This window comes from uncultured Pontibacter sp. (assembly GCF_947502515.1).
Classification (GTDB): Bacteria; Bacteroidota; Bacteroidia; order Cytophagales; family Hymenobacteraceae; genus Pontibacter.
In genome coordinates this window covers 756,716-777,662 of sequence record NZ_CANNAI010000002.1, presented here as the reverse complement: position 1 = coordinate 777,662, position 20,947 = coordinate 756,716, and the positions used below count along the sequence as shown (strand labels likewise).

Sequence of the window (20,947 nt, the reverse complement as noted above, 5' to 3'; positions counted from 1 at the left end):
AATACATACTTGCCATACCTGACCGGATTAATCTTTGGAGATGCGGGACCAGACCTCGTTGATTGGGTTGCCGGTACTGCTTTGGCCGGAGTGGTGCCAGTTACCGTCTTTCACCTCAAAGTTAAAGGAGAGTGACATGCCTACACGGCTGCTGTCGCGTGAAAAGAACTCGATGTTTTCGGTATACTTCCCATTTTCGGCAGTGTATGTGCCGCCACCTGTACCGGAGAACTGGCCTGTTTCGGAGTTGAAGGCGATCCACTGGAAGCGGGTGCCGGAGAGTACTTTCAGTGTTTTGCGCGGACCGGGGCGCATGGTTTGCATTTCTCCATCCCGTTCCCGGCCTGTGATGCGCCAGGTACCTGCCAGTGGAGAATTACTATTGCTTTCATTGATGCGGTTCCAGGTGTCGGTTAACCCATCTTTGCTCATCGTCCACTGGTCGTTCTCGAGTTTGTAGTCCGCTGAAGCTGTGGTGCCTACTTGGGTGGAGTCGAGGGTATTAAACTCTTGCCGGATGCTAAACTTACCGTTTGAAACAGTGTAAGTGCCGCCGGTCGTGCCCAGGAATTGTTTGTTCTGTTGGTTGAATCGCGCGATTGTAAAGAAGCCATCCTGCACGAGCATCACTACCTCATTGCCCTGTCCGTCGGTTGTTCGCCAGGCACCTTCCAGCTGTGTGGCTTGCTGCGCATCATTTTGAGAAGCACTAGTGGTTTGCGTTGTTCCACCTTCACTAGCCGTAGCAGTGGCTGTTGAACTGGATGTAGCGGTAGCGGTGGCTGACTGATCAGATGGCGCAGTAGTGGAAGTGCCGGCGCAGCCGAGTAGGAGCATAATAGCCCATCCGGCTATTGACGTGTTTTTCAGTAGTTTTATCATGGTCGTATCGGTATGTGTTTGACATAAAAAAAGCCGCAGATACAAGGTATAGGCGGCTTTTCTATTTTAGTTACTTTATCTTGACTGGCAGCTCCAGCTTCTCCCAACGCATCAAAATGCCGTTGCGGACAACATGGTAGGAGAGGCGCTCGTGCATGGCCATTGTGTTGCGTGGCTTCACATTCACCCGCAGCGCATCCTGCCTTTCATCGTACTCCGTACCCCACTGACCTGTGGCTTTGTTGAAGATCACGGTCCACTGGTTTTCGCCAGGTATGGTATAGAGACTGTATTTGCCCTTCGCCAGGTGACGACCCTCCACCAGTACATCCCTGCTAAACTCGATCGTGGTAGCCTCGTTGGCACCGGCACGCCATACCTTGCCGTAAGGTACCAGCTCACCCCATACCTTGCGGTTCTTCACGGCAGGGCTGCTGTAATCGATGGTCACCAGGGCGTCGCCTATTTTACCGGAAGCTGTCGCGGGTGGACTAGGCCGGTTATTTCTGTTGCCGTTTTGCGCCATTACCAGCATCGGACCTAACAAAAGGACCCAAACCAGCATGTGTTTTACAAAATGGAAGCTAATCTTCATAGATACTGAAACGAAATTATGATACTTAAATGCTTGGCTAAGATAGTTAAAAATATAGACTGCATTGCAAAAAAATGGTTTAATGCTTGTGGTTGAAATATTATGATAAGCAGCATGGTGCCTACTGAACGAAACCGGGTTAAGCTGCTGTTTTAGCTATACCTTAACAAATTCAGTACTAACGATTCATGAAATACTTTCTTAACACCAGGGGCAGCGTTTTCTTAACGGCCTGTTTGCTGCTCGCCTGTTTTTACCTGGGTGTAGCAAGTATAGCTGCGTCACCTGCGGCTGTCAATACAGAGCCAATCGTGCTGCGCACTGAAAAGCTGCCTTTTACGCCGCGTGAGTTTTACATCGCCAATGTGATCGACGAGCGCACTGACAAAAAAGCCGTTGCCTACCTGCTACCATTGACCGGCGCGGGCAAGGCGCAACCTGTCGATCTGCAGGGTGGGGGCTACATTGCTTTGCGTGAGTTCATCAACAAAGGTATACCCGCCAATAAATCGCTGCGACCCGTAGTGATCCGTTTGAAAGAAATGCAGGTTAAAGAAGCGCAATCGTCAGCTGGTCGTGTGGCCGGTACCATATCGGTGGTCATGGCTTTCGAAATGGAGCAGGAAGGAGAGACCGTGCAACTGCTGCAGTACAAAGGCGGTGGACGCTACGAGCGCCCAGTGGGCCGAAACGAAGTAACGGAACCTGCGCTGCGGCAGTCTATTAAGGAGGCTTTGCGTTACCTCAACACCTGGATGGACCTGGAGGCAAACACCAACCCGAAACTTGCCAAAGGTATAAAAGTGACATTTACAGACTATACCGCTCCTGCTGATCAGGACACGGTGTTTTATAACCCAAGCAGACCGCTGAACTGGAATGACTTTAAAGCAGATGTGAACCGCACCAGCCGTTACGCTGCCACAGTGTTTCCGAGCTTTGCCTATGAAGGTGAGACTGAAGTAAAAGACGGCATCATCCATCTCAACCTCAACATGAAGGTATACGTACTGAAGAGCTCATCCTGGGTAAAGGATAACGCCCGAAACTCTTACGGCCTAAACCACGAGCAAAGGCATTTTGATATTGTGAAGCTGGTGTCGGAGCGCTTCAAGCAAAAGATAAAACCGGAAAACTTATCGCTGGCCGACTACAACAGCAACATTCAGTACCTCTTCATAGAGTTCTACCGCGAGATGAACCAGCTGCAAGATCAGTATGATTCTGAAACCCGCCACGGCCTCGACACAGCAGCCCAGGAACGCTGGAACCAACGCTTGGAGCAGGAGCTCAAAGCAATGGGAGTGAAGTGAGTTTAGTAGTTTGAAAGTTTAAGAGTGAGGATTAGTAGGGGACCGGATTTAACAAATATTTATACTTTTTAGATTTCGCGCCAGATAAGTCAGAGCAATATATAGCTATAGCCGTTAAGTAGAAATTACTGTCCTAAAAGAGAAGGGCTGCCAGAATTTTCTGGCAGCCCTTCTCTTTTAAATTTGACAATCTTCTTAAACTTCCAAACTTCTTAAACTCCCTTCCCTTCCTGCACATAGAAGTTTGGGTCGATGGTCAGTTTGGTGCCGGTTTTCACTTTCTTGATTTCTTTCCAGTCTGTGGTTGGCTCTAGCCAGGTTTCTTCTCCGTTCAGGTATACCTTTACCGGCATGTCGAAACCTTCTACTGCATTGGCCCAGCGGTAAGTTAGTTTTTTCTTTTCCAATCGATACTCCAGCGTCGGTATACGGGTGTCGCGCAGGTACTGGTCGAAGAAGCGGCTCAGGTCACGTCCTGCGTGTTTGCTCATGTAATTCTCAATCTGCTCAGTGGTTACGGTCTGGTGATAGAAATCCTTGTTAAGACCGCGCAGGATGTCGCGCCATTTCTCGTCGTCGTTTACCACCTGGCGCAAGGTATGCAGCATGTTGGCCCCTTTCGGATACATGTCGCCGGAGCCGCTCTTGTTCACGTTGTAGTGGCCAATAATTGGGCGGTCGTTGCGGATGTTCTGGCGAATACCTATCACGTATTCGCTGCCGGCCTGCTTGCCATAGTGGTATTCTACGAACAGCGGTTCAGAATAAGTCGTGAAGCTCTCGTGTATCCACATGTCCGCTACATCTTTGTAAGTGATGTTGTTGGCGAACCACTCGTGGCCTGTTTCATGGATGATGATGTAGTCGAATTTCAGCCCCCAACCTGATCCACTGAGGTCGCGACCGCGGTAGCCATTTGCATAGCCATTGCCGTAGGTCACAGAACTCTGATGCTCCATGCCCAGGTAGGGCGCCTCCACGAGTTTGTAGCTATCCTCGTAAAAAGGGTAGGGGCCGAACCAGTGCTCAAAGGCGTCCAGCGTACGGCGCACATCCTTAAACTGCACTTTGGCCTTCTCCAGGTTGTCCCGAAGTACCCAGTAATCGCAGTCCAGCACGCCTTTCTCGCCCTGGTACTTCTCCCCGAAATGCACATAGTCGCCTATATTGATGTTCACGCCGTAGTTATTGATCGGGTTGGTCACCGCCCAATGGAAAGTGCGGGTGCCATCCGGATTTTCATCCACGCCACGCAAGCGACCGTTTGAGACGTCCGTCAGGTTTTTGGGAACTGTCACACTCATCAGCATACTGTCCGGCTCGTCGTACATGTGGTCTTTGCAGGGCCACCACAGACTGGCGCCGGCCCCTTGGTTCGAGCTTGCCACAAAGGGATTGCCCCGATCATCGCGTTTCCAGGTGATGCCACCGCTCCAGGGTGGATTTTTGCTCACCTGCGGCTTGCCACCATAGTATACCTCTACCTCTTGCTGTGCTCCTTCCTTTTGCGCCTCCACCAACTGCACAAAGTAAGCGTTACCTTCCTGCCGCACATTCAGCTGCTGCCCATTTTGCAGTACCTTTTCCATACGCATCGGTGGCTGCAGGTCGATCTGCATGATCTGGTATGGCTCCAGCACCTTATAGCGGATGGTGTTTTTACCGTGGATGCTGCTGTCAGCCGGATTCACGCTGATGTCGAGGTGGTAGTGGGTAAGATCCCACCAGACACGCTCGGGTGTGATGGTGCCGCGCAGCGTATCTTGCCGGGTGAAGGTAAGCGTCTGCTGGGTCTGTGCCTGTGCTGGTTCTATACCCAGTGTTAGCAGAGCCATCGCAGCCGGCAGCGTGACTTTAAGGGGCAGGGTGAGATTTTTCATAGTGTTCACTTTTTAACTGATCATTAAAGATAGCTAATTTTTGCAATTCTGGGCACTATTTCAACAGCTGGTAACTGGCCTGATGGTAACGGTCCGGTGAAAAAGCATCGCTCAGCACGCTCTCCTTCCGGTGCATCAACTGCTCAGCCAGTACCTTGCCAGTTGCCGGCGCCAAACTGACGCCCATCATGCTGTGTCCGGTGCCAAAGAGCACATTATTCCAGCGCTGGGTATAGCCAATGTAAGGCAAACCATCTGGCGAACAGGGGCGAAGTCCGCTCCAAATGTCCTCTTTCTTGGGCAGTGGGCATTTGAAATTGGTATAGTAACGTGCTATGGAAGCGTGTATTCCCTGTACCCGTTTCATGTTGATGTGCCTGTTGGCCGGTGTGATTTCCATCGTGCCGCCGAACCGGACTTTATCTCCGTAAGGCGTCACCGCGACACGCTCTTCGGTCAGGATGGTTGGCCGCAGAATGGCTGGATTGTTATTTACTACAAAGCTATACCCTTTGCCACCCAGCATTGGCAGGTTAAGCTGCAACTTGCGGGCCACTTCACCCGACCATGATCCGGCACATACGATGAGGTGATCTGTAGCAACATCGCCTTTGTCAGTTACCACTGCTGTGACGCGTCTTCCGGCAGTGGCGAAATCGAGCACCTCCAGGTTAGACACCATGGATACTCCTTTGTCAAGGAGGAGTCTGTGCAAACAAGCCGAGAGCGCTGCAGGATTCAGGTGAGCATCGCCTGGAAAGAACACGGCCCCCAGCACATCCAGCTCAAGATTTGGCTCCAGCACCTTCACTTCCTGCGGCGTCAACACCTCTGCCTCCAGGCCATGCTGACGGGCCAATAAGGCAAATTCCTTTTCTTCATGTGCACCTTCTGCTGTTTTGTAGAGCATCAGCAGACCGTCCTGTTTTAGTTCGATCTCCGGATGTGCTGCAGCAAACTCCAGGTATAGCTGTTTACTCAGCAGACTCAGGTTTTTGAGATAGGGGATGCTGTTGGCTACATGCTGCGGCGTAGCGGCTCTGTAAAAGTGCATACACCACTGCAGCAGCCTGCGGTCCAGGCGCGGGTGGATGTAGAATGGGCTAGTGGAGGAGAGCATCCAGCGGAGTCCTTTGCTGATGATGCCCGGTGAGGCCAGTGGAATAATGTGACTCGGCACCAGCATTCCGGCATTGCCGATGCTGCAGTTGTCGCGCAGGTCTCCTTTGTCGATGATGGTGACACTGAAACCCTCCTCGGTCAGATACCAGGCGGTGAACATTCCGATGATGCCGCCGCCAACGATGACTACTTTGCTCATATCAGATTACCTGAAAACCGTGTACATAAGGATCGTCGTCATCCAGGAAGATCGTGTTCAGGCCGGTGACCATGGCCCAGCCCTCTATACCTGGTAGAATGGCCGGCTTGCCGGCTACGGTCGTTTCCCCCTCTATGGTGCCTTTAAAGATGGAGCCGATGTAACTTTCATGAATGAAATTCTGTCCAGGCTTCAGTAGGCCTTTTGCGTACCACTGGGCCATGCGTGCTGAAGTACCCGTGCCGCAGGGAGAGCGGTCAATGGCCTTGTCACCGTAAAACACCGCATTGCGGGCCGTGGAAGTAGCAGCAAGGGGCTTACCTGCCCAAAGGATATGGGATAGGCCGCGGATGGTGTCGTTTTCAGGGTGCACAAAGGTATAGCGCTCGTTCATGCGCCTGCGTATTTCTCTGCTCCAGGAGATCAGTTTGTCGGCTGTATAGTGCTGTATACCTGCGAAGTTTTCCTGCGGGTCGATGATGCCGTAGAAATTGCCTCCGTAGGCCACGTCCAGGGTGAGCTCGCCCAGCTCCGGACATTCCACCGTCAGGTTCTCTGCTTCCAGGTATGAGGCCACGTTTGTGAGCTTTACCGTCTTCACCTTTTTGCCTTCCTGGGTATAACTGACCTTTACCAGTCCGGCAGGTGTCTCAAGCCGCAGTTGTCCGGGTGTTTTGGGTGTAATCAGACCTTCCTCCAGGGCAATGGTGACGATGCCTATGGTGCCGTGTCCGCACATGGGCAAACAGCCGCTGGTTTCAATGTAAAGTACGCCAATGTCATTTTCCGGGTCGTGCGGAGGGTAGAGGATGCTCCCCGACATCATGTCGTGGCCGCGGGGCTCGAACATCAGCCCCTTGCGAATCCAATCGTAGTCACGCAGAAAGTGCTGGCGCTTTTCACTCATATTGCTGCCCTGCAGGATGGGACCACCGCCTGCCACCAGCCGAACCGGATTACCGCAGGTATGAGCGTCGATGCAAAAGAAGGTTTTACGTGCCATGACCTAGATGCTGTCCTGTGTGAGCTGCCCGTTTACTGTGCGCCATAGCTTGTGCGGATTTTCATCCTTCAGCTCTTCTGGAAGCAGTTCTTGCGGTGCCGATTGAAAGGTAACCGGTCGTGCGAAACGTTTGATAGCGTAGGTGCCAACAGAGGTGGAGCGGCTGTCTGTAGTAGCCGGAAAAGGTCCGCCGTGCGTCATGGCATGCGAAACTTCCACACCTGTCGGAACACCTGCGAAAAGCAGACGGCCGCATTTCTCACGCAATGTATCTACTAGGTTTTCCGCTTTCGTCAGTTCCTCTTCTGTTCCCCAGAGCGTGCACGTGAGCTGCCCTTGTAATTTGCCGGCCACCTGCATCAGTTCTTTTTCATCCTGGTAGGTTACCACCATGGCATACGGACCAAAGATCTCTTCCTGCAGAGAGGGGTTCTGCAGCCACTGCTGTGCCGTTGTTTTGGCCAGGGCAGCACCGCCTGTTTGTAGGTCTTCGGCAGGTGCTAGGATCATCTCTACGCCTTCGTGCGTGTGCAGGCCCTTTAGGTGCTGGTAGTAATTGCTGCAGATGGTCTCGTGTAGCATTTTTTCGGCCGGAGCGTCCCGCAGTTTTTCTGCGAAGGTCTCCAGGAAGGTATGGGTTGTTTCCGAAGCAGGGTAGAAGATAAGACCCGGACAGGTGCAGAACTGCCCCACGCCGAGCAGTACAGACTGCGCTGCCTGTGCTGCCAGCTGCTCACCATTTCCAGCGGCTTTTTCCGGAAGCACGAAGATCGGGTTCACGCTACCCATTTCGGCAAAAACAGGTATAGGTACCTCACGCTGACAGGCCAGGTCAAAGATGGCTTTGCCTCCTTTAAAAGAGCCCGTGAAAGCAACGGCCTTCGCCTGTGGGTGCTGTACCAACTGCTGCCCCACATCTGTTCCGCCACTCACATGCTGGAAGATACCTTCAGGCAGTTCACAACGCTGCAAGGCTTTTTGAATAGCGCCATATACCAGTTGCGATGTTTTAGGATGCGCGGGATGCTCTTTATAAATGACCGGACAACCGGCTGCGAGGGCAGAGGCTGTGTCGCCGCCAGCCGTGGAGAAAGCCAGCGGAAAATTGCTCGCCCCGAACACTACCACCGGCCCCAGCGGAATAAGCATGCGCCGCAGGTCCGGACGAGGTAAAGGCATGCGGTCAGGTATAGCCGTGTCGATGGTGGCTTCCAGCCAGGAGCCTTCTTCTAGCAGTGAGGCGAATAGCCGCAGCTGGCCTACTGTGCGGCCACGTTCTCCGGTTAGCCTTGCCAGCGGCAGGTTTGATTCCTGGTGCGCCGTCTCCAGCAGCTCATCACCTAGTTGTTCGATTTCTTCGGCAATGGTGCGCAGCAGCTCTGCTTTAGCGGCGGCAGGCAGCTTTTTATACCTGCCGAAAGCCATGTCGGCTTTCGTGAAAATAGCATCAAAGGACATGGTTGATCACTTTAAAGTTAGGCAATGTCGGACGGGTGCGTATACCTGCCTCAATGATAGCCGATACGCGCTGTCGCTCCTCGCCGATCAGCGGGAGTCGCGGGGCACGTACGTGTTCGGTACCCAGGCCAACCTGCTGCTCGGCTAGTTTGATATACTGTACCAGTTTCGGATGAATGTCCAGCTCCAGCAGTGGCAGAAACCAGCGGTAGATGTCGCGGGCCTCCTGTATTCGTCCAGCCTGCACCAGTCGGTAAATGGCTACCGTCTCGCTAGGAAAAGCGCAGACCAAACCGGCTACCCAGCCGTGGGCGCCCATCAGCAGACTCTCCAAAGCGAGCGTATCCACGCCGCAGAGGATTTTGATCCGGTCGCCGTAGCGGCTAGTCATGCGGGTGACGTTCGAGATATCTCGGGTCGATTCTTTCACCGCCTGTATATTTTCATGCTGCAGCAGTTCGTCAAACATCTCCAACGTGACCAGTGTCTTGTAGTCAGTTGGGTTGTTGTAGATCATAATTGGGAGCGAAGTGCTGTCGGCCACGGCCCTGAAGTAGGCGATTACTTCCCGGGCATCGGCTGCATAGCGCATGGGTGGGAGCAGCATCAGGCCTTTCGCGCCGATTTCTTCTGCCTCACGTGCACGTTGTATGGCTTCTTTTGTAGCGCCTTCTGCTATGTTGAGGATGACCGGCACGTTACCTGCCACATGCGCAATGGTGCGTGCCGTTAGTTCCTGTTTTTCAGGTATAGTGAGCACGCTCGCCTCACCCAGAGTGCCACCCAGGATGATGCCGTCTACACCTGCCTCCAACTGTGCATCCACGTTGTGCAGGAATGTATCATAGTCAATTGTCCCGTCCGCGTCAAACTTGGTGGTGAGGGCCGGATATACGCCATTCCAGTTCATAAGCTTTTTTTATCAAAAGTAGCTCAAGCAAAGGGGCTTATCTTCCACAGGATTAGTAAATACTGGTACTATATTGATGAAATACTAGTGAATATTCACTGAAATGATTAATATGGTATTATGAAGAAGGTGATCCCTTTTAAGATTCCAAAGTCAAGCAAAGAATTTGTGCGCTTTCAGGAGGACAGGCTACCTTACTTTTACGACAAATTGCACCAGCATCCTGAAATTCAGTTGAGCTGCATCCTGCAAGGGGAGGGAAAACTCATCGTGGGAGATTATCTGGGGCGCTTTAAGCCGGGCGATATCTTTCTGCTGGGTCGTGACGTGCCGCATGTTTTCCGCAGCGACAAGGTATACTACGAAGCAGACAGTAAGCTGGAATGCCACGACCTGATCGTGTTCTTCGACACCGAGGCTTTGGGACGGGCTTTCTGGGAGGCAGAGGAGTTGCAGGAAGTCAGAAACTTTCTCGACAAATTGAAAGGCTGCTATCAGGTGCAGGGTATAAACGAGCCGACATTCAGGCGGCAGGTAGAAGTGCTGAAAGAGAAATCGGGTCTTGACAAGATGCTGGCTGGTTTAGCTTTGCTGCGGGTGCTCCTGCAGGATGCCCGACTGGAGCGACTGAACCTGGATGACCGGGTGCAGGACCTCTCGGAGCGGGAGGGGAGACGTATGGACCAGGTGCTGCATTTTCTGATGGAGCAAAGCCACCGGGCGATAGCGTTGGAAGAAGCGGCTGCCGTAGCCAATCTGAGCAGGGAGGCCTTCTGCCGGTTTTTCAAAGAGAGGACCCGCAAAACGTTCACAGCTTTCCTGAACGAGATCCGGATCGGTAATGCCTGTCAAATGCTCAAGAAGGAAGATGCTACCATTGCGAGCGTAGCTTTTGGCGCGGGCTTCTCCAATCTCTCGCACTTCAACCGGGTATTCAAGAACGTGATGGGCTGCTCGCCTAAGGTATACCGTCAGTCAGGCCGGGAAAAATTGAAACACGATTAAAAGCAAACTATAATTAACGACAAAGGGCCCCGCATGCTGCGGAGCCCTTTGTTTGATTTACGCTTTATATATAACCAGACTATGCCAGTTTCACATTTACCGCGTTTAGTCCTTTTTTACCTTCTTTTACTTCGAATGTTACTTCGTCGTTTTCTCTGATCTCGTCGATCAAACCTGTTACGTGTACGAAGTACTCTTCGTTTGTTTCACTGTCTTTGATAAAACCGAAACCTTTGGTTTCATTAAAGAATTTTACTTTTCCGTTACTCATGATGTTTTGTTGTTAATACATGTTAGACACTGCAGAACGGTAAATCGTTCACACTAGGTTACAACTTTTTGCAAAAATTTTAAAATTATGCCTCCCTGTAGTCCCAGGGCCTATTATTTTTTTCAAGCGTGCTTTCCTCAAACTTAGTCTTTCCGAAGCAGACATAAAAAAAATGCGGCAGCCAGTAGGGCTGCCGCATTTCGTCAGGTATACGCTATCTGTTGCTTAACCGTAGATCTGGTTGAGCAAACCTGCCAGACGAACACCGGCCTGCAGAATGCGCTGCTCTACTGTGCTGAAGTTATCGTAGCTGTAGCGGTAGCTCAAGCGGCCATCTTCCGGTATGTTGTATACCTGCTCTCTGAGCTGAACAGATTCATAAGCCCAGTCGCGTATGCCAGTAGACTGCCAGCTTTTCACCTGATCTTTTGAAGGAGTACCCACAAAGCGGGCCAGCTCGGTAAAGCTCAGGTTTTTGCCGTCGATCATGTCGCTGTCCCAAACGCGGTGCAGGTTAGATGGCTGACCGAACCACTGCAGTTTTACCGCATTGCCGCCCATATCGCCTTCTTTGCCTACGTGTAGCGGCTGGTGCAGGTCACCTACCAGGTGCACTAGGTACTTGAGGTACTCCTCTTCCTGCTGCGCTGTCAGGTTTCCGGCTTTCAGCACGGTTACCAGCTCCTCGATCTTCATGATGATGTCACCATTCGGGTTCTTCTCGGTCTGCTCGTACTTCATGCCACCCGGTACGGTTACCCAGTGCCAATCGTGGGTATGGTTGTAAGCTGCGTCAGACTTAATATCGTCCATCCACACCGACACTTCCGCCAGTGAGTTATCGGCCAGAACTTTGGTAATCTTCTTCTTCGCTTTTTTGCTCAGGTGCTGCTCTGCTATCAGACCCACGGCACGGTGTCCGTTCTGCCCCCAGGCCATAGCCTGTGACACAAAGAGGGGGATAAATAGCAGAATACAAACTATTTTTTTCATCGATAAAATTATTGGATTTTAGATGCTGCAAAACAAAGGCTTTTTTGCGTAATTGTGTAGATCAAAGCCTATTTCTTTTAAAGAATAGCTTTTCAGGCATTAAAGTTCAGTGGCATGCGGCGGCTGTTACAGCGCTCTTTTCCAGATACAGATCTCCGGTATGAAAATACTCTTTACAGGCTTACTCATGATGGCAGTGATACTAAATGCAGGCGCACAGGATCGCAAGCGTGCCCGCGACTTGGGCATCCGGATCGGGGTGCTCCAAAACGGTATGCACAACGCCATTACGGATGTGGCTGGTCTACGGGTAGGGCACACCACCCTGGTGCAGGGGGAAGAAGTTCGAACTGGTGTAACGGCTATTGTACCGCATGGCGGCAACCTGTTTCAACGCAAAGTACCGGCGGCGGTCTATGTGGGCAATGGCTTTGGCAAACTGGCCGGCAGCACGCAGGTACAGGAACTCGGCAATCTGGAGTCGCCGATCATCCTGACCAATACCCTGGGAGTTGGCACAGCCATGAACGCAGTGGTAGGCTATACCTTGCAACTGCCCGGAAACGAAACCGTGCAGTCGGTGAATGCGCTGGTTGGTGAAACGAACGACGGCTACCTGAATGACATTCGCGGACGCCATGTGCAAGAGGAGCATGTGTTACAGGCGATCAAAGAGGCGGCTGACGGACCTGTGGCCGAAGGCAATGTAGGGGCGGGAACCGGTACGGTTTGCTTCGGGTATAAAGGTGGCATAGGCACGGCATCCCGCAAATTGCCTGCTAGCCTCGGTGGCTATACCGTGGGTGTATTGGTGCAGAGTAATTTTGGCGGTGTGCTGCAGATAAACGGTGCGCCTGTGGGAGAGGAGCTGGGAAGGTTTTCGTTTAGCAAACAGGTGCTGGAAAGTGCCGACGGCTCCTGTATGATCGTGGTGGCAACAGATGCGCCCGTGGATGCCCGCAATCTGGAGCGAATCGCAAAGCGGGCCATGATGGGTCTTGCTAAAACAGGGGGTATTGCCTCCAATGGCAGCGGCGATTATGTAATCGCGTTCTCCACCAACGAAGGTTTGCGTATACCTTACCAGTCAGATGAAAAAACACAGACCTTTACGCTGCTCCGTAATGATGAAATGTCCCCGCTGTTCATGGCTACTATCGAGGCGACCGAAGAGGCGATTATCAACTCCCTTTTCAAAGCAGAAACCATGAAAGGCCGTCAAGGCCATACCATAGAAGCACTTCCAGTTCAACCAGTCATTCAAATACTCAAGAAACACAATGCCATCAAACGATAAGCTTTTCGCCTATAACCTGGGTCAGATCGTGCCGCTGAAAGAGGCTACGTTACACATCAGTGACCTCTCCGTGCAGCGCGGTTACGGCGTGTTCGACTTTGTGAAAGTGCAGCAGGGCTGTCCGCTGTTCCTCGACGCTTACCTGGACCGTTTTTACCAGTCAGCAGAACTGATGCACCTGGCCGTACCACTTTCCCGGGAAGAGATAAAAGTGGTGATTGCCAAGCTGACAGAGCTGAACAAGCTGCCAGTGGCAGGTATGAAAATGATTCTGACCGGCGGCTACTCCGAGGATGGCTTTACACCAATGAGTCCCAATTTGCTTATCACGCAGCTTCCGCTCACACTGCCATCGGCCGATAAAGTGGCGAAAGGTATACCGATCATGACGCACGACTACGTGCGCGAAGTGCCGGAGGTGAAAACAATCAATTACTCCATGGGCATACGCCTGCTACACGAGCAGAAGGCCAGTGGGGCAGAAGAGGTGCTGTATGCTAAAAACGGAATCGTGTCGGAGTTCCCGCGCTGTAACTTCTTTATCGTCACACATGATGGCACCGTCGTAACACCTGCCAGCAACATCTTAAAAGGAATCACCCGCAAAAATGTGCTCTCACTAGCCGGACGCAGGTATAAGACCGAAGTACGTGACATCCGCTTAGAGGAAGTGCTGCAGGCCAGGGAAGCTTTCCTGACGAGCACCACAAAGCGTATCCTGCCCATTGTACGGATTGATGACGTCATGATCGGGTCAGGCAAACCGGGAGAATTCAGTATGCAGCTGTTGCAAGACTTGATTAGCTTGGAGGAAGAACAGGTGGCAGCCGCAAAAGGCTAGGTAACTGCTATTACGCTATTTTTAGAACCGTTTTCTGGCAAACAGGAAGCGGTTTTTTTATAAATACAGAATTTCTTCAAAATCAGCTCGTACATAGTAACAAAAAGGGTTGTGCTATGAAGAAATACATTTACTGCTTACTCCTGCACTGGCTTGTACTCCCAGCATGGGCAAATCAGCCAGCAGATTTATACCTTCACATTCCAGACACTGCTGTAGTCAGCGAGCTGGCCGATACAACAGAAACAGCTCAGGTAACAGAAAGAAGTAAACTAAGCGTGCTGGCCAGAAAAATGGCCGTTCCCACTTTGCTAATCACGCTGGGAATCACCCACATGGACGATGAAGGCCTGTTTGAAGGCAGCCATGGTTTGCGCAGGGTTGTGCGCAGCAATTACCAGGATTTTAGTACTCAGATCGACAATTACACCTATCATGTTCCGGTCGCCATGGCTGTTGGGCTCAACCTTGCCGGTGTGCGGGGAGAGCACCATTTTACAGAACAGGCTATTTTGCTGGGAATGACGCACCTGCTTACCCGCACCCTGACCAACAACCTGAAAACCTTGACAGCTATCGATCGCCCTGACAATTCTTCTGACGATGCTTTTCCCTCTGCCCATACCAGCAGGGCTTTTGCCTACGCCACTTTTTTCCATAAAGAGTACGGCAGCCGAAGTGTGTGGTACAGCGTAGCCGGCTATTCCTTCGCTACCGCCACGGGAGCGCTACGCATTCTTAATGACAAACACTGGCTCTCGGACGTGCTGGTGGGAGCAGGTATAGGTATATTGTCTGCGGAAGTGGTGTATATGGTATACCCTTATATTCAGCGGAAAATTGCCCAGAGCCACCACAAAAAAAATCAGCAGCTGGGCATTATGCCGTTTCACAGCGGCGGAGCGACCGGCATTGCACTGATTTACCGGATTCCCTGATTCTGAACAAAAGCAAAAGCCCGGAGCAGGAGCACCAGGCTTTCACTTTTAGGGAAATCAAAGACTGTTGTTATATCGGTGGATCACCCCTTTCCCTTTTTTACTGCCTTCGCTGGCTATGTACAGCGCGCCGTCCTGACCAAAGGTCAGGCCCTCTGCCTGTCTGAGCATCTTTTTATCCAGGTCAACTGTTTTGGAAATCTGACCTTCTCTGTTAAGCACATACAGCCTGTCGTTCACGGCATCCAGCATGTAAAATTCGCCGCTTGTCGGGTGCAGTTCCAGTGAGGAGGGTTGCAACACGTCATAGCCTGATTTCTGTTTTTTGCCTTTTTTAGGTGTCTGCACCTGATCCAGGGAAATGCTGGTGACAGGCTCAGGCAGGAATTTCTTAGAGTCCAGTGAAAAAGCATAGATACCTTTCTGCGCTTTCAGCTTCGGATCGTAACCCTTGGGAGCCAGCAGCAGCTGGTTGTGCTTCTGGTCATAGGCGAGCCCTTCGATGTTGATAGTAGCCGGGAAGGAGGCTTTGTATACCTGCACGGCCGGCTTAGTGTTTCTGAACCTGACCACTTCAAACAGGGTGCCGTCACTCCGCACGATGTAGGCGTTCTCACCGGCCACTGCTATACCTTCATAGTCGCCGGGACCAGCAAATGGAATCTCCTGACTGATCGCTTTCTGCTCCAGGTTATAAATAAAGATTGTCCCTACTTCATCCTGCACACAGGCCATACTACCATCCGGGAGCATGCCGATGCCAGACACTTCGCGCAGCACCGGCGGTAAGTCCCAGCGCAGCTCCGGCATACCCAGGTCATCTGTCGTCATTCCGCTGCTGCTTATAGGTAGGAGTGATGCCGACTGCTTCCTGATCGGAGTAGCGGCATTAGTAGACCTATCCAGCAGTTCGCCCTTATCATTGAAGCGCAGCCAAATGTCCCGGGTTCCTTTTTCCAGTTCGATCACAAAGCTTGTCAGACTGCCTTCCTGCACCCGGTGTACCTCGTCTATTTTATAGCTCTTAAACTCCTGCTGCAACTGGGCTGCTATTCTTTTCGGGAGGTATTGTTCTTCAATCTCTTCGGTGTAACTGAGCAAAGTGCCGTCTTCCCCAAATAGTGCCTTCCGCTCCCGGCCGCTGATCTTGAACTCAGCCTCGTACAGACTATCCACTCTGTCCCAGTCCACTCGTTTGATGGTAGGGTAGCTTTCCACAAATTTGACCTTAACGGCATCCGGTACGTTTCGGTCAGACCAGGTCTGATCGCAGCTACTCAAGGTGGTGCCTGTTATGAGCGCCATCGCCCATAAATGTATATGTTTCATAGTATGGTTCTTAATTCTTCTTGTATCTGTTAGAGTATACTGCGGGAATTTGAAGCAATTCTGAAGAATGGGGACATCAGGCGATTTTTTTCTGAAAATTTAGCTTGAGCACGTGCAGGCCCTCTTCATAGGTATAGGAAGGTTGTAATTGATAGAGTTCGCTGATCTTGCTGACAAGGGCCAGTCCAATACCTAGTGATCCGGAAAACTTGCCGCCGCTTCTGAAGCGCTCAAACAAGCTCACCGGCTCCTCTTGCAGGGCTTCGCCTGAGTTTTTTATACAAAGCTCGTCTGCCTGCAGGTTTATCCGGATGATGCCGCCCGTACTGTTATGCCGGATGGCATTGAGCAGCAGGTTGGATATCAGTATCTCGCAAAGGCCAGTGTTCATCTCCACAAAAACAGGTTGCATTGCTTCGATCTCCACCTGGATGCCGTGCATCTGCATCATTTCCTGCAACTGATCGAGTTGCTCTTGCAGCAACTCATGCAAAGGGATGACTTCGTTTTCTGAAAACTCCCTGTTCTCAATGCGGGTCAGCAGAATAAGCGAACGGTTGAGCCGTGACAGGCGGTTGATGGAGGCGTGCATCTCGTCCAGCATGGCTGCCTGCTGCATGGTCAGGTTATCGGACTGCATGAAAAGCTCCAGTTTGTTGCTCACAATCGCCAGGGGCGTCTGTATTTCGTGAGAGGCGTTTTCAGTGAACTCTTTCAGGTTGAGGTAGTCATTGTGGATCTTGCCGGTCATGGCCTGCAGTACTTCATTCAGCTCCTGAAACTCCTGGGTGTTGGATGGCTTCAGTACAAGCGGTTTTCGCCGTGTCAGGCTGTAGCGCTTGGCTCGTTCCAGTGTATCATAGAAGTTGCGCCAGTTGTATTTGTTAATGAAGTAGTTTACCCCGGCCAGCCCGACGAGCAACAGCACAAATATCCAGGCCATAGCCAGCATGGTGCTCTCAAACAGGTCCTCGAAGTCCATAAGCGACTTGAGGATGGTGTACTCAAAGGGTTTGCCGTCCTGGTAAGTCGTGAATGTGAGTTTGCGGAAGGGCACATATTCTTCATCGTACGTGCTGAAGATCAGCGTATCCGACAGCGCTTCGAGGGCTCCGGCGTTTGCACTGGTTTCCCTGACAATGATGGCCTCTGATATACCTGAGGTCACGCTGGGCAGTTCGTTGTGCCGCCTAATGTATTCGATGATGTTCTCTTTGTCTGTAAAGAGCTGATCATCCACTTCGTCGTAAATCTCTGTCTGCAGGATCTTGTAAAAGCTCGTGCCCCCCAGCAGGAACACGATGACCGAAACCAGGAGGTAGTAGAGACTCGTCTTGGTGAGAATTCGCATCAGAAGCTGAATTTATAGCCCATGCCATACACGGTTGTGATGGGGTCCTCGCCACCTGCCTCCACCAGCTTGCGTCGCAGATTTTTGATGTGCGTGTACACAAAGTCAAGCGAGTCGAGCGTTTCGATGTGGTCGCCCCACAGGTGCTCGGCGATGGAGTCTTTGGTGAGCACCCTGTTTTTGTTTGTGACAAAGTAAAGTAGCAGGTCATACTCTTTTTTTGTCAGGGTGAGTTTGCGTCCCTGCACCAGTGCCTCAGCCGAATCCGGGTGTACCTCCAGATTTCCGATCTGGATCACTTTCTGCCCGTTGAAATTCCGGCGTCTGATCACGGAACGCAGCCTGGCGTTGAGTTCTGACAGATGGAATGGTTTAGTGAGGTAGTCGTCAGCCCCGAGCTCAAGCCCTGTGATTTTATCGTCGAGCGCATTCTTTGCCGATATGATGATGATGCCCGTGTCGGGGCTGTTTTTCTTGAGCAGCCTCACCAGGTCAAGCCCACTGCCACCCGGCAGGGTCAGGTCAACCAGCACACAGGTATAGTGCTGATCTGCCAGCATGCGGGCCCCGTCGCGGTAGTTGAGTGCAGCGTCGCAGGTATAGCCGCCCTGCTGCAGGTAGGACACCATGGAAGCATTCAGGGCTTGCTCGTCTTCAATTATCAGCAGTTTCATCCAATCGTCTTATTTCCCGAAGTATACGGAAAGAACCCGAAGTATAGGAAATGAATCTGTAGACAATCTGTATTTGATCAGCCTAAGCAGACATTATCCAAATACTGTTGGCTTAAGGTATAATGAAACGATACAAAATACAGCTCGGGTCATAGTGCTATACCTGACTTAAAACCAGCGGATGCGCTTTTCTTTTTTCTCTTGCTGCTTTCGCTTTCTTTCTTCTCTTTTTCGTTCGCGATTGCTCTTCGCCTGGTTTTTCCAGTCTTCGTAGGTTTTCACAACCCGGTCAGCTATCCGGTCAAATATATTCTCTGGTTCAGGTGGTGCGTCGCGGTAAGAAGCGCAGCTCAGCATACCCTGCAGGTGAGAGGGCAGCGGTGCAAAACGACCTGTGCGCAGACTGGCGAACTCTTTGTCCTGGGCTACCCGTCGCATGTATTCGCCCCACACTGGCATGGCCGTGCGTGATCCCTGGCCTTCGCTGATCGTTCTGAACCTGACCTTCGGACTTTCTGCCCCAACCCAAACACCGGTTACCAACTCTGGTGTGATACCGATAAACCAGCCATCTGCGTGCTCCTGTGAGGTACCGGTTTTGCCGGCAATATCCATGCGCAGGCCATACTCAGTACGCAGGCGGGCAGCGCTGCCTTCTTCCACCACACCCTGCAGCAGGTGCAGCATGATGGCCGCATTGTCACGCGACAACACCCGCTGAGTTCCGCTCCCGCTGCGATGCTGGTGGATCACCCGGCCCTGCGGATCTTCAATGCGCTCTATATAAACAGGCGCTGTTTTATACCCGCCGTTCGCAAAAGCCGAATAAGCGCTCACCATTTCCAGCAGCGAAAGATCCGCCGTGCCCAGTGCCAGTGAAGGCACCCGTGGCAGGTCCTGCTGTATACCCATGCGCTTGGCCAATGCGACGGTACGGTCAACGCCCGTCTCCAGGATCAGATGCGCAGAGATTGTGTTCACAGACTGTGCCAGTGCACCCCGCATGGTATACTCGCCGCCGTACTGCCCGTTGGAGTTTCGTGGCGACCAGTCATCATATTCGGGGTAAGTCGTCAGTTCATTCGGAAAATAATTGCAGGGATCTATGCCTTTCTCAAGTGCGGCTGCATACACAAATGGCTTGAAAGTGGAGCCGACCTGGCGGCGGGAGCGCACGTGGTCATATTTAAAAGCGTGGTGGTTGATGCCGCCCACCCAGGCACGCACATAGCCGGTAGCGGGCTCCATCGACAGCAGTCCTGTGTTCAGAAAGCGCTGGTAGTAAGCGAGGGAGTCCATCGGGGTCATGGACTTGTTGCTGTTGCCTTTCCAGCTGAAGACCTGCATGTTTACCGGCTGCCGGAAATTCTCCAGCACTTCTTCATCGGAGGCTCCGTTTGCCTTTAGTTTCTTAAAGCGATCAGAGCGCTGCATGGCCAGCTGCATCACCGAGGCATCCGAACCCCAGGGGGTTCGGCCTTTCCAGTGTGTATCAAATTGCTGCTGCAGTTGTGCCATTTTCTTGCGTACAGCCTGTTCGGCATGCCGCTGCATACGGGAGTCGATCGTGGTGTAGATTTTCAGCCCGTCTGTATACAGGTTGTAGGGTTGTCCGTTCTGCTTGCGCTGTGCTGCAGCCCATTGCACGAGTTCCTGTCGCAACTGTTCACGGAAGTAAGGGGCCATGCCGTCGTTGTGCGTGACATAGCGGTAGTTCAGTTTGAGTGGCAGTTGTTTCAGCGAGTCAGCCTGCTGGGGTGTGAGGTAGTCATACCGGGCCATTTGGTTGAGTACCACATTCCGGCGCTTCAGCGAGCGTTCCGGGTACAGCCGCGGGTTGTAGCTGGTCGTGGCTTTCAGCATACCAATGAGCACGGCTGCCTGCTCGGTCCTGAGAGAGTCGGCAGTTGTGTTGAAGAACCGGCGGGAAGCCCGCTCAATGCCGTAGAGGTTTCCGCCCATCGGCACGGTGTTCAGGTATAGCTCGAGCAGTTCCTGTTTCGAGTAAATGCTCTCCAGCTTGCGGGCAATGATGATCTCGCGCATCTTGTTGACGGGCATATCCCAAAGGCGGTAACCTTTTCGCGGAAAGAGATTCTTGGCCAGTTGCTGGCTGAGGGTACTACCTCCACCAGAGCTTTCCTGGCCCATCATCAGCGTTTTCACAAACACACGCGCCAGGCTTCGGGTGTCTACGCCACCGTGCTCATAAAAGCGCACGTCCTCTGTCGCTATCAGGGCATTGATGGCTACAGGTGCAATATCGTCGTAGCGGATGTTGGTGCGGTCCTGGATGTAGTAGCGCCCGAGCAACACCCTGTCAGCTGAGTATACCTCAGAGGCGGTGTTGTTCTGGATTGCCTTCAACTGGGCGCGTGAAGGAACGGCACCACCTACTATACCTGTAAATACCGCCAGGTAAAAGATGGTAAATGCAAGCAGCAGAAAGAGCGCTCCTTTCAGGGCAAAGCGCAAAATAGAACGCAGCTCTGACAGGCGGGGCTTCAAAGGGTTAAACTGACGTATCGCCTGCCATTTCTGCTGCCAGTAAGCAGCTGTTAACTTTGGCTTCTGACTTTGGAAGAACAGTCGGAACTGCGTGCCCAGAAATGTGAGCACGGGCACTAAAATGCCGTATGTGATTAATTTTATTAACTTTACGAGCAAACGCTTCATATAAGGTAAGTTTTGCGCAACTGTTGTGGCAGTTGCCGCCAGGAAGCAGGCAATAACCACGCCATACCTTCCCTGGTTTTTTCAGAGGCCTTACGGGTAAAAACACTTTCAGGACACCTGAATTTGTTACTGGGCCACGGCTGACAACGCAATTAACCTGCATTTTATTCAATTTGTCCCTAACGTGCAACGACTCCTGTGTTCAGTACC

The 20,947-nt window shown here is 52.0% G+C and carries 18 protein-coding genes; 5 read left to right on the top strand and 13 right to left on the bottom strand.

The window, feature by feature from the left end; all coding sequences use genetic code 11:
- Positions 1-27: 27 nt before the first annotated feature.
- Positions 28-882 carry a membrane or secreted protein gene (locus Q1A54_RS08065; RefSeq protein ID WP_299986568.1) on the bottom strand — a complete coding sequence of 285 codons (855 nt, stop codon included), beginning with the start codon at positions 880-882 and terminating at the stop codon, positions 28-30.
- 70 nt (positions 883-952) lie between these two features.
- Positions 953-1,477 carry a DUF2911 domain-containing protein gene (locus Q1A54_RS08060; RefSeq protein WP_196117800.1) on the bottom strand — a complete coding sequence of 175 codons (525 nt, stop codon included), beginning with the start codon at positions 1,475-1,477 and terminating at the stop codon, positions 953-955.
- A gap of 188 nt (positions 1,478-1,665) precedes the next feature.
- Between Q1A54_RS08060 and Q1A54_RS08055 the strand changes: the two genes are divergently transcribed.
- Positions 1,666-2,790 (top strand): hypothetical protein, encoded by a 1,125-nt coding sequence (locus tag Q1A54_RS08055; protein ID WP_299986565.1) that lies wholly within the window; start codon positions 1,666-1,668, stop codon positions 2,788-2,790.
- A 212-nt stretch (positions 2,791-3,002) separates the two neighbouring features.
- Here the strand turns inward: Q1A54_RS08055 and Q1A54_RS08050 are convergent, their stop codons facing one another.
- The 5 genes from Q1A54_RS08050 to Q1A54_RS08030 all read right to left on the bottom strand — a co-directional run bounded on the left by Q1A54_RS08050 (position 3,003) and on the right by Q1A54_RS08030 (position 9,362).
- The gene (locus Q1A54_RS08050) at positions 3,003-4,625 is read right to left on the bottom strand and encodes a M1 family metallopeptidase (protein WP_299986925.1); all 1,623 of its coding nucleotides are present in this window, start codon (positions 4,623-4,625) and stop codon (positions 3,003-3,005) included.
- Between the two features lie 100 nt (positions 4,626-4,725).
- Positions 4,726-5,991 carry an FAD-dependent oxidoreductase gene (locus Q1A54_RS08045; protein ID WP_299986563.1) on the bottom strand — a complete coding sequence of 422 codons (1,266 nt, stop codon included), beginning with the start codon at positions 5,989-5,991 and terminating at the stop codon, positions 4,726-4,728.
- A gap of 1 nt (position 5,992) precedes the next feature.
- The gene (locus Q1A54_RS08040; protein WP_299986562.1) at positions 5,993-6,994 is read right to left on the bottom strand and encodes a 4-hydroxyproline epimerase; all 1,002 of its coding nucleotides are present in this window, start codon (positions 6,992-6,994) and stop codon (positions 5,993-5,995) included.
- 3 nt (positions 6,995-6,997) lie between these two features.
- The gene (locus Q1A54_RS08035; RefSeq protein WP_299986560.1) at positions 6,998-8,452 is read right to left on the bottom strand and encodes an aldehyde dehydrogenase (NADP(+)); all 1,455 of its coding nucleotides are present in this window, start codon (positions 8,450-8,452) and stop codon (positions 6,998-7,000) included.
- Entirely contained in the window at positions 8,442-9,362 is a 921-nt protein-coding gene (locus Q1A54_RS08030; protein ID WP_299986558.1) for a dihydrodipicolinate synthase family protein, read from the bottom strand. The genes Q1A54_RS08035 and Q1A54_RS08030 overlap by 11 nt, the downstream gene beginning before the upstream one ends.
- A gap of 120 nt (positions 9,363-9,482) precedes the next feature.
- Here Q1A54_RS08030 and Q1A54_RS08025 point away from each other — a divergent pair, with 120 nt between their 5' ends.
- Positions 9,483-10,367, top strand: coding sequence for an AraC family transcriptional regulator (locus tag Q1A54_RS08025; protein ID WP_299986556.1), 885 nt, complete (start codon positions 9,483-9,485; stop codon positions 10,365-10,367).
- A 79-nt stretch (positions 10,368-10,446) separates the two neighbouring features.
- Here Q1A54_RS08025 and Q1A54_RS08020 read toward each other — a convergent pair whose 3' ends face one another.
- A complete protein-coding gene (locus Q1A54_RS08020) occupies positions 10,447-10,638 on the bottom strand; it encodes a cold-shock protein (RefSeq protein WP_007659836.1) in 192 nt (63 codons plus the stop codon).
- Between the two features lie 225 nt (positions 10,639-10,863).
- Positions 10,864-11,631, bottom strand: a complete 768-nt coding sequence (locus Q1A54_RS08015) for a S1/P1 nuclease (protein ID WP_299986554.1) — start codon at positions 11,629-11,631, stop codon at positions 10,864-10,866.
- A gap of 160 nt (positions 11,632-11,791) precedes the next feature.
- Here Q1A54_RS08015 and Q1A54_RS08010 point away from each other — a divergent pair, with 160 nt between their 5' ends.
- The 3 genes from Q1A54_RS08010 (at position 11,792) to Q1A54_RS08000 (ending at position 14,707) form a co-directional block, all read left to right on the top strand.
- Entirely contained in the window at positions 11,792-12,928 is a 1,137-nt protein-coding gene (locus Q1A54_RS08010) for a P1 family peptidase (protein ID WP_299986552.1), read from the top strand.
- A complete protein-coding gene (locus Q1A54_RS08005) occupies positions 12,912-13,769 on the top strand; it encodes an aminotransferase class IV (RefSeq protein WP_299986550.1) in 858 nt (285 codons plus the stop codon). Before Q1A54_RS08010 ends, Q1A54_RS08005 begins: the two co-directional genes overlap by 17 nt.
- A 116-nt stretch (positions 13,770-13,885) precedes the next feature.
- The gene (locus Q1A54_RS08000) at positions 13,886-14,707 is read left to right on the top strand and encodes a phosphatase PAP2 family protein (RefSeq protein WP_299986548.1); all 822 of its coding nucleotides are present in this window, start codon (positions 13,886-13,888) and stop codon (positions 14,705-14,707) included.
- Between the two features lie 57 nt (positions 14,708-14,764).
- Here the strand turns inward: Q1A54_RS08000 and Q1A54_RS07995 are convergent, their stop codons facing one another.
- From Q1A54_RS07995 to Q1A54_RS07980, 4 genes are all read right to left on the bottom strand, one after another.
- Positions 14,765-16,036: an SdiA-regulated domain-containing protein gene (locus Q1A54_RS07995; protein WP_299986547.1), complete on the bottom strand. Its 1,272-nt coding sequence runs from the start codon at positions 16,034-16,036 to the stop codon at positions 14,765-14,767.
- Positions 16,037-16,112: 76 nt separating this feature from the next.
- A complete protein-coding gene (locus Q1A54_RS07990) occupies positions 16,113-17,387 on the bottom strand; it encodes a HAMP domain-containing sensor histidine kinase (RefSeq protein ID WP_299986545.1) in 1,275 nt (424 codons plus the stop codon).
- Positions 17,387-18,061, bottom strand: a complete 675-nt coding sequence (locus Q1A54_RS07985) for a response regulator transcription factor (RefSeq protein ID WP_299986543.1) — start codon at positions 18,059-18,061, stop codon at positions 17,387-17,389. The genes Q1A54_RS07990 and Q1A54_RS07985 overlap by 1 nt, the downstream gene beginning before the upstream one ends.
- Before the next feature lie 168 nt (positions 18,062-18,229).
- The gene (locus Q1A54_RS07980) at positions 18,230-20,680 is read right to left on the bottom strand and encodes a transglycosylase domain-containing protein (RefSeq protein ID WP_299986541.1); all 2,451 of its coding nucleotides are present in this window, start codon (positions 20,678-20,680) and stop codon (positions 18,230-18,232) included.
- Positions 20,681-20,947: the final 267 nt, after the last annotated feature.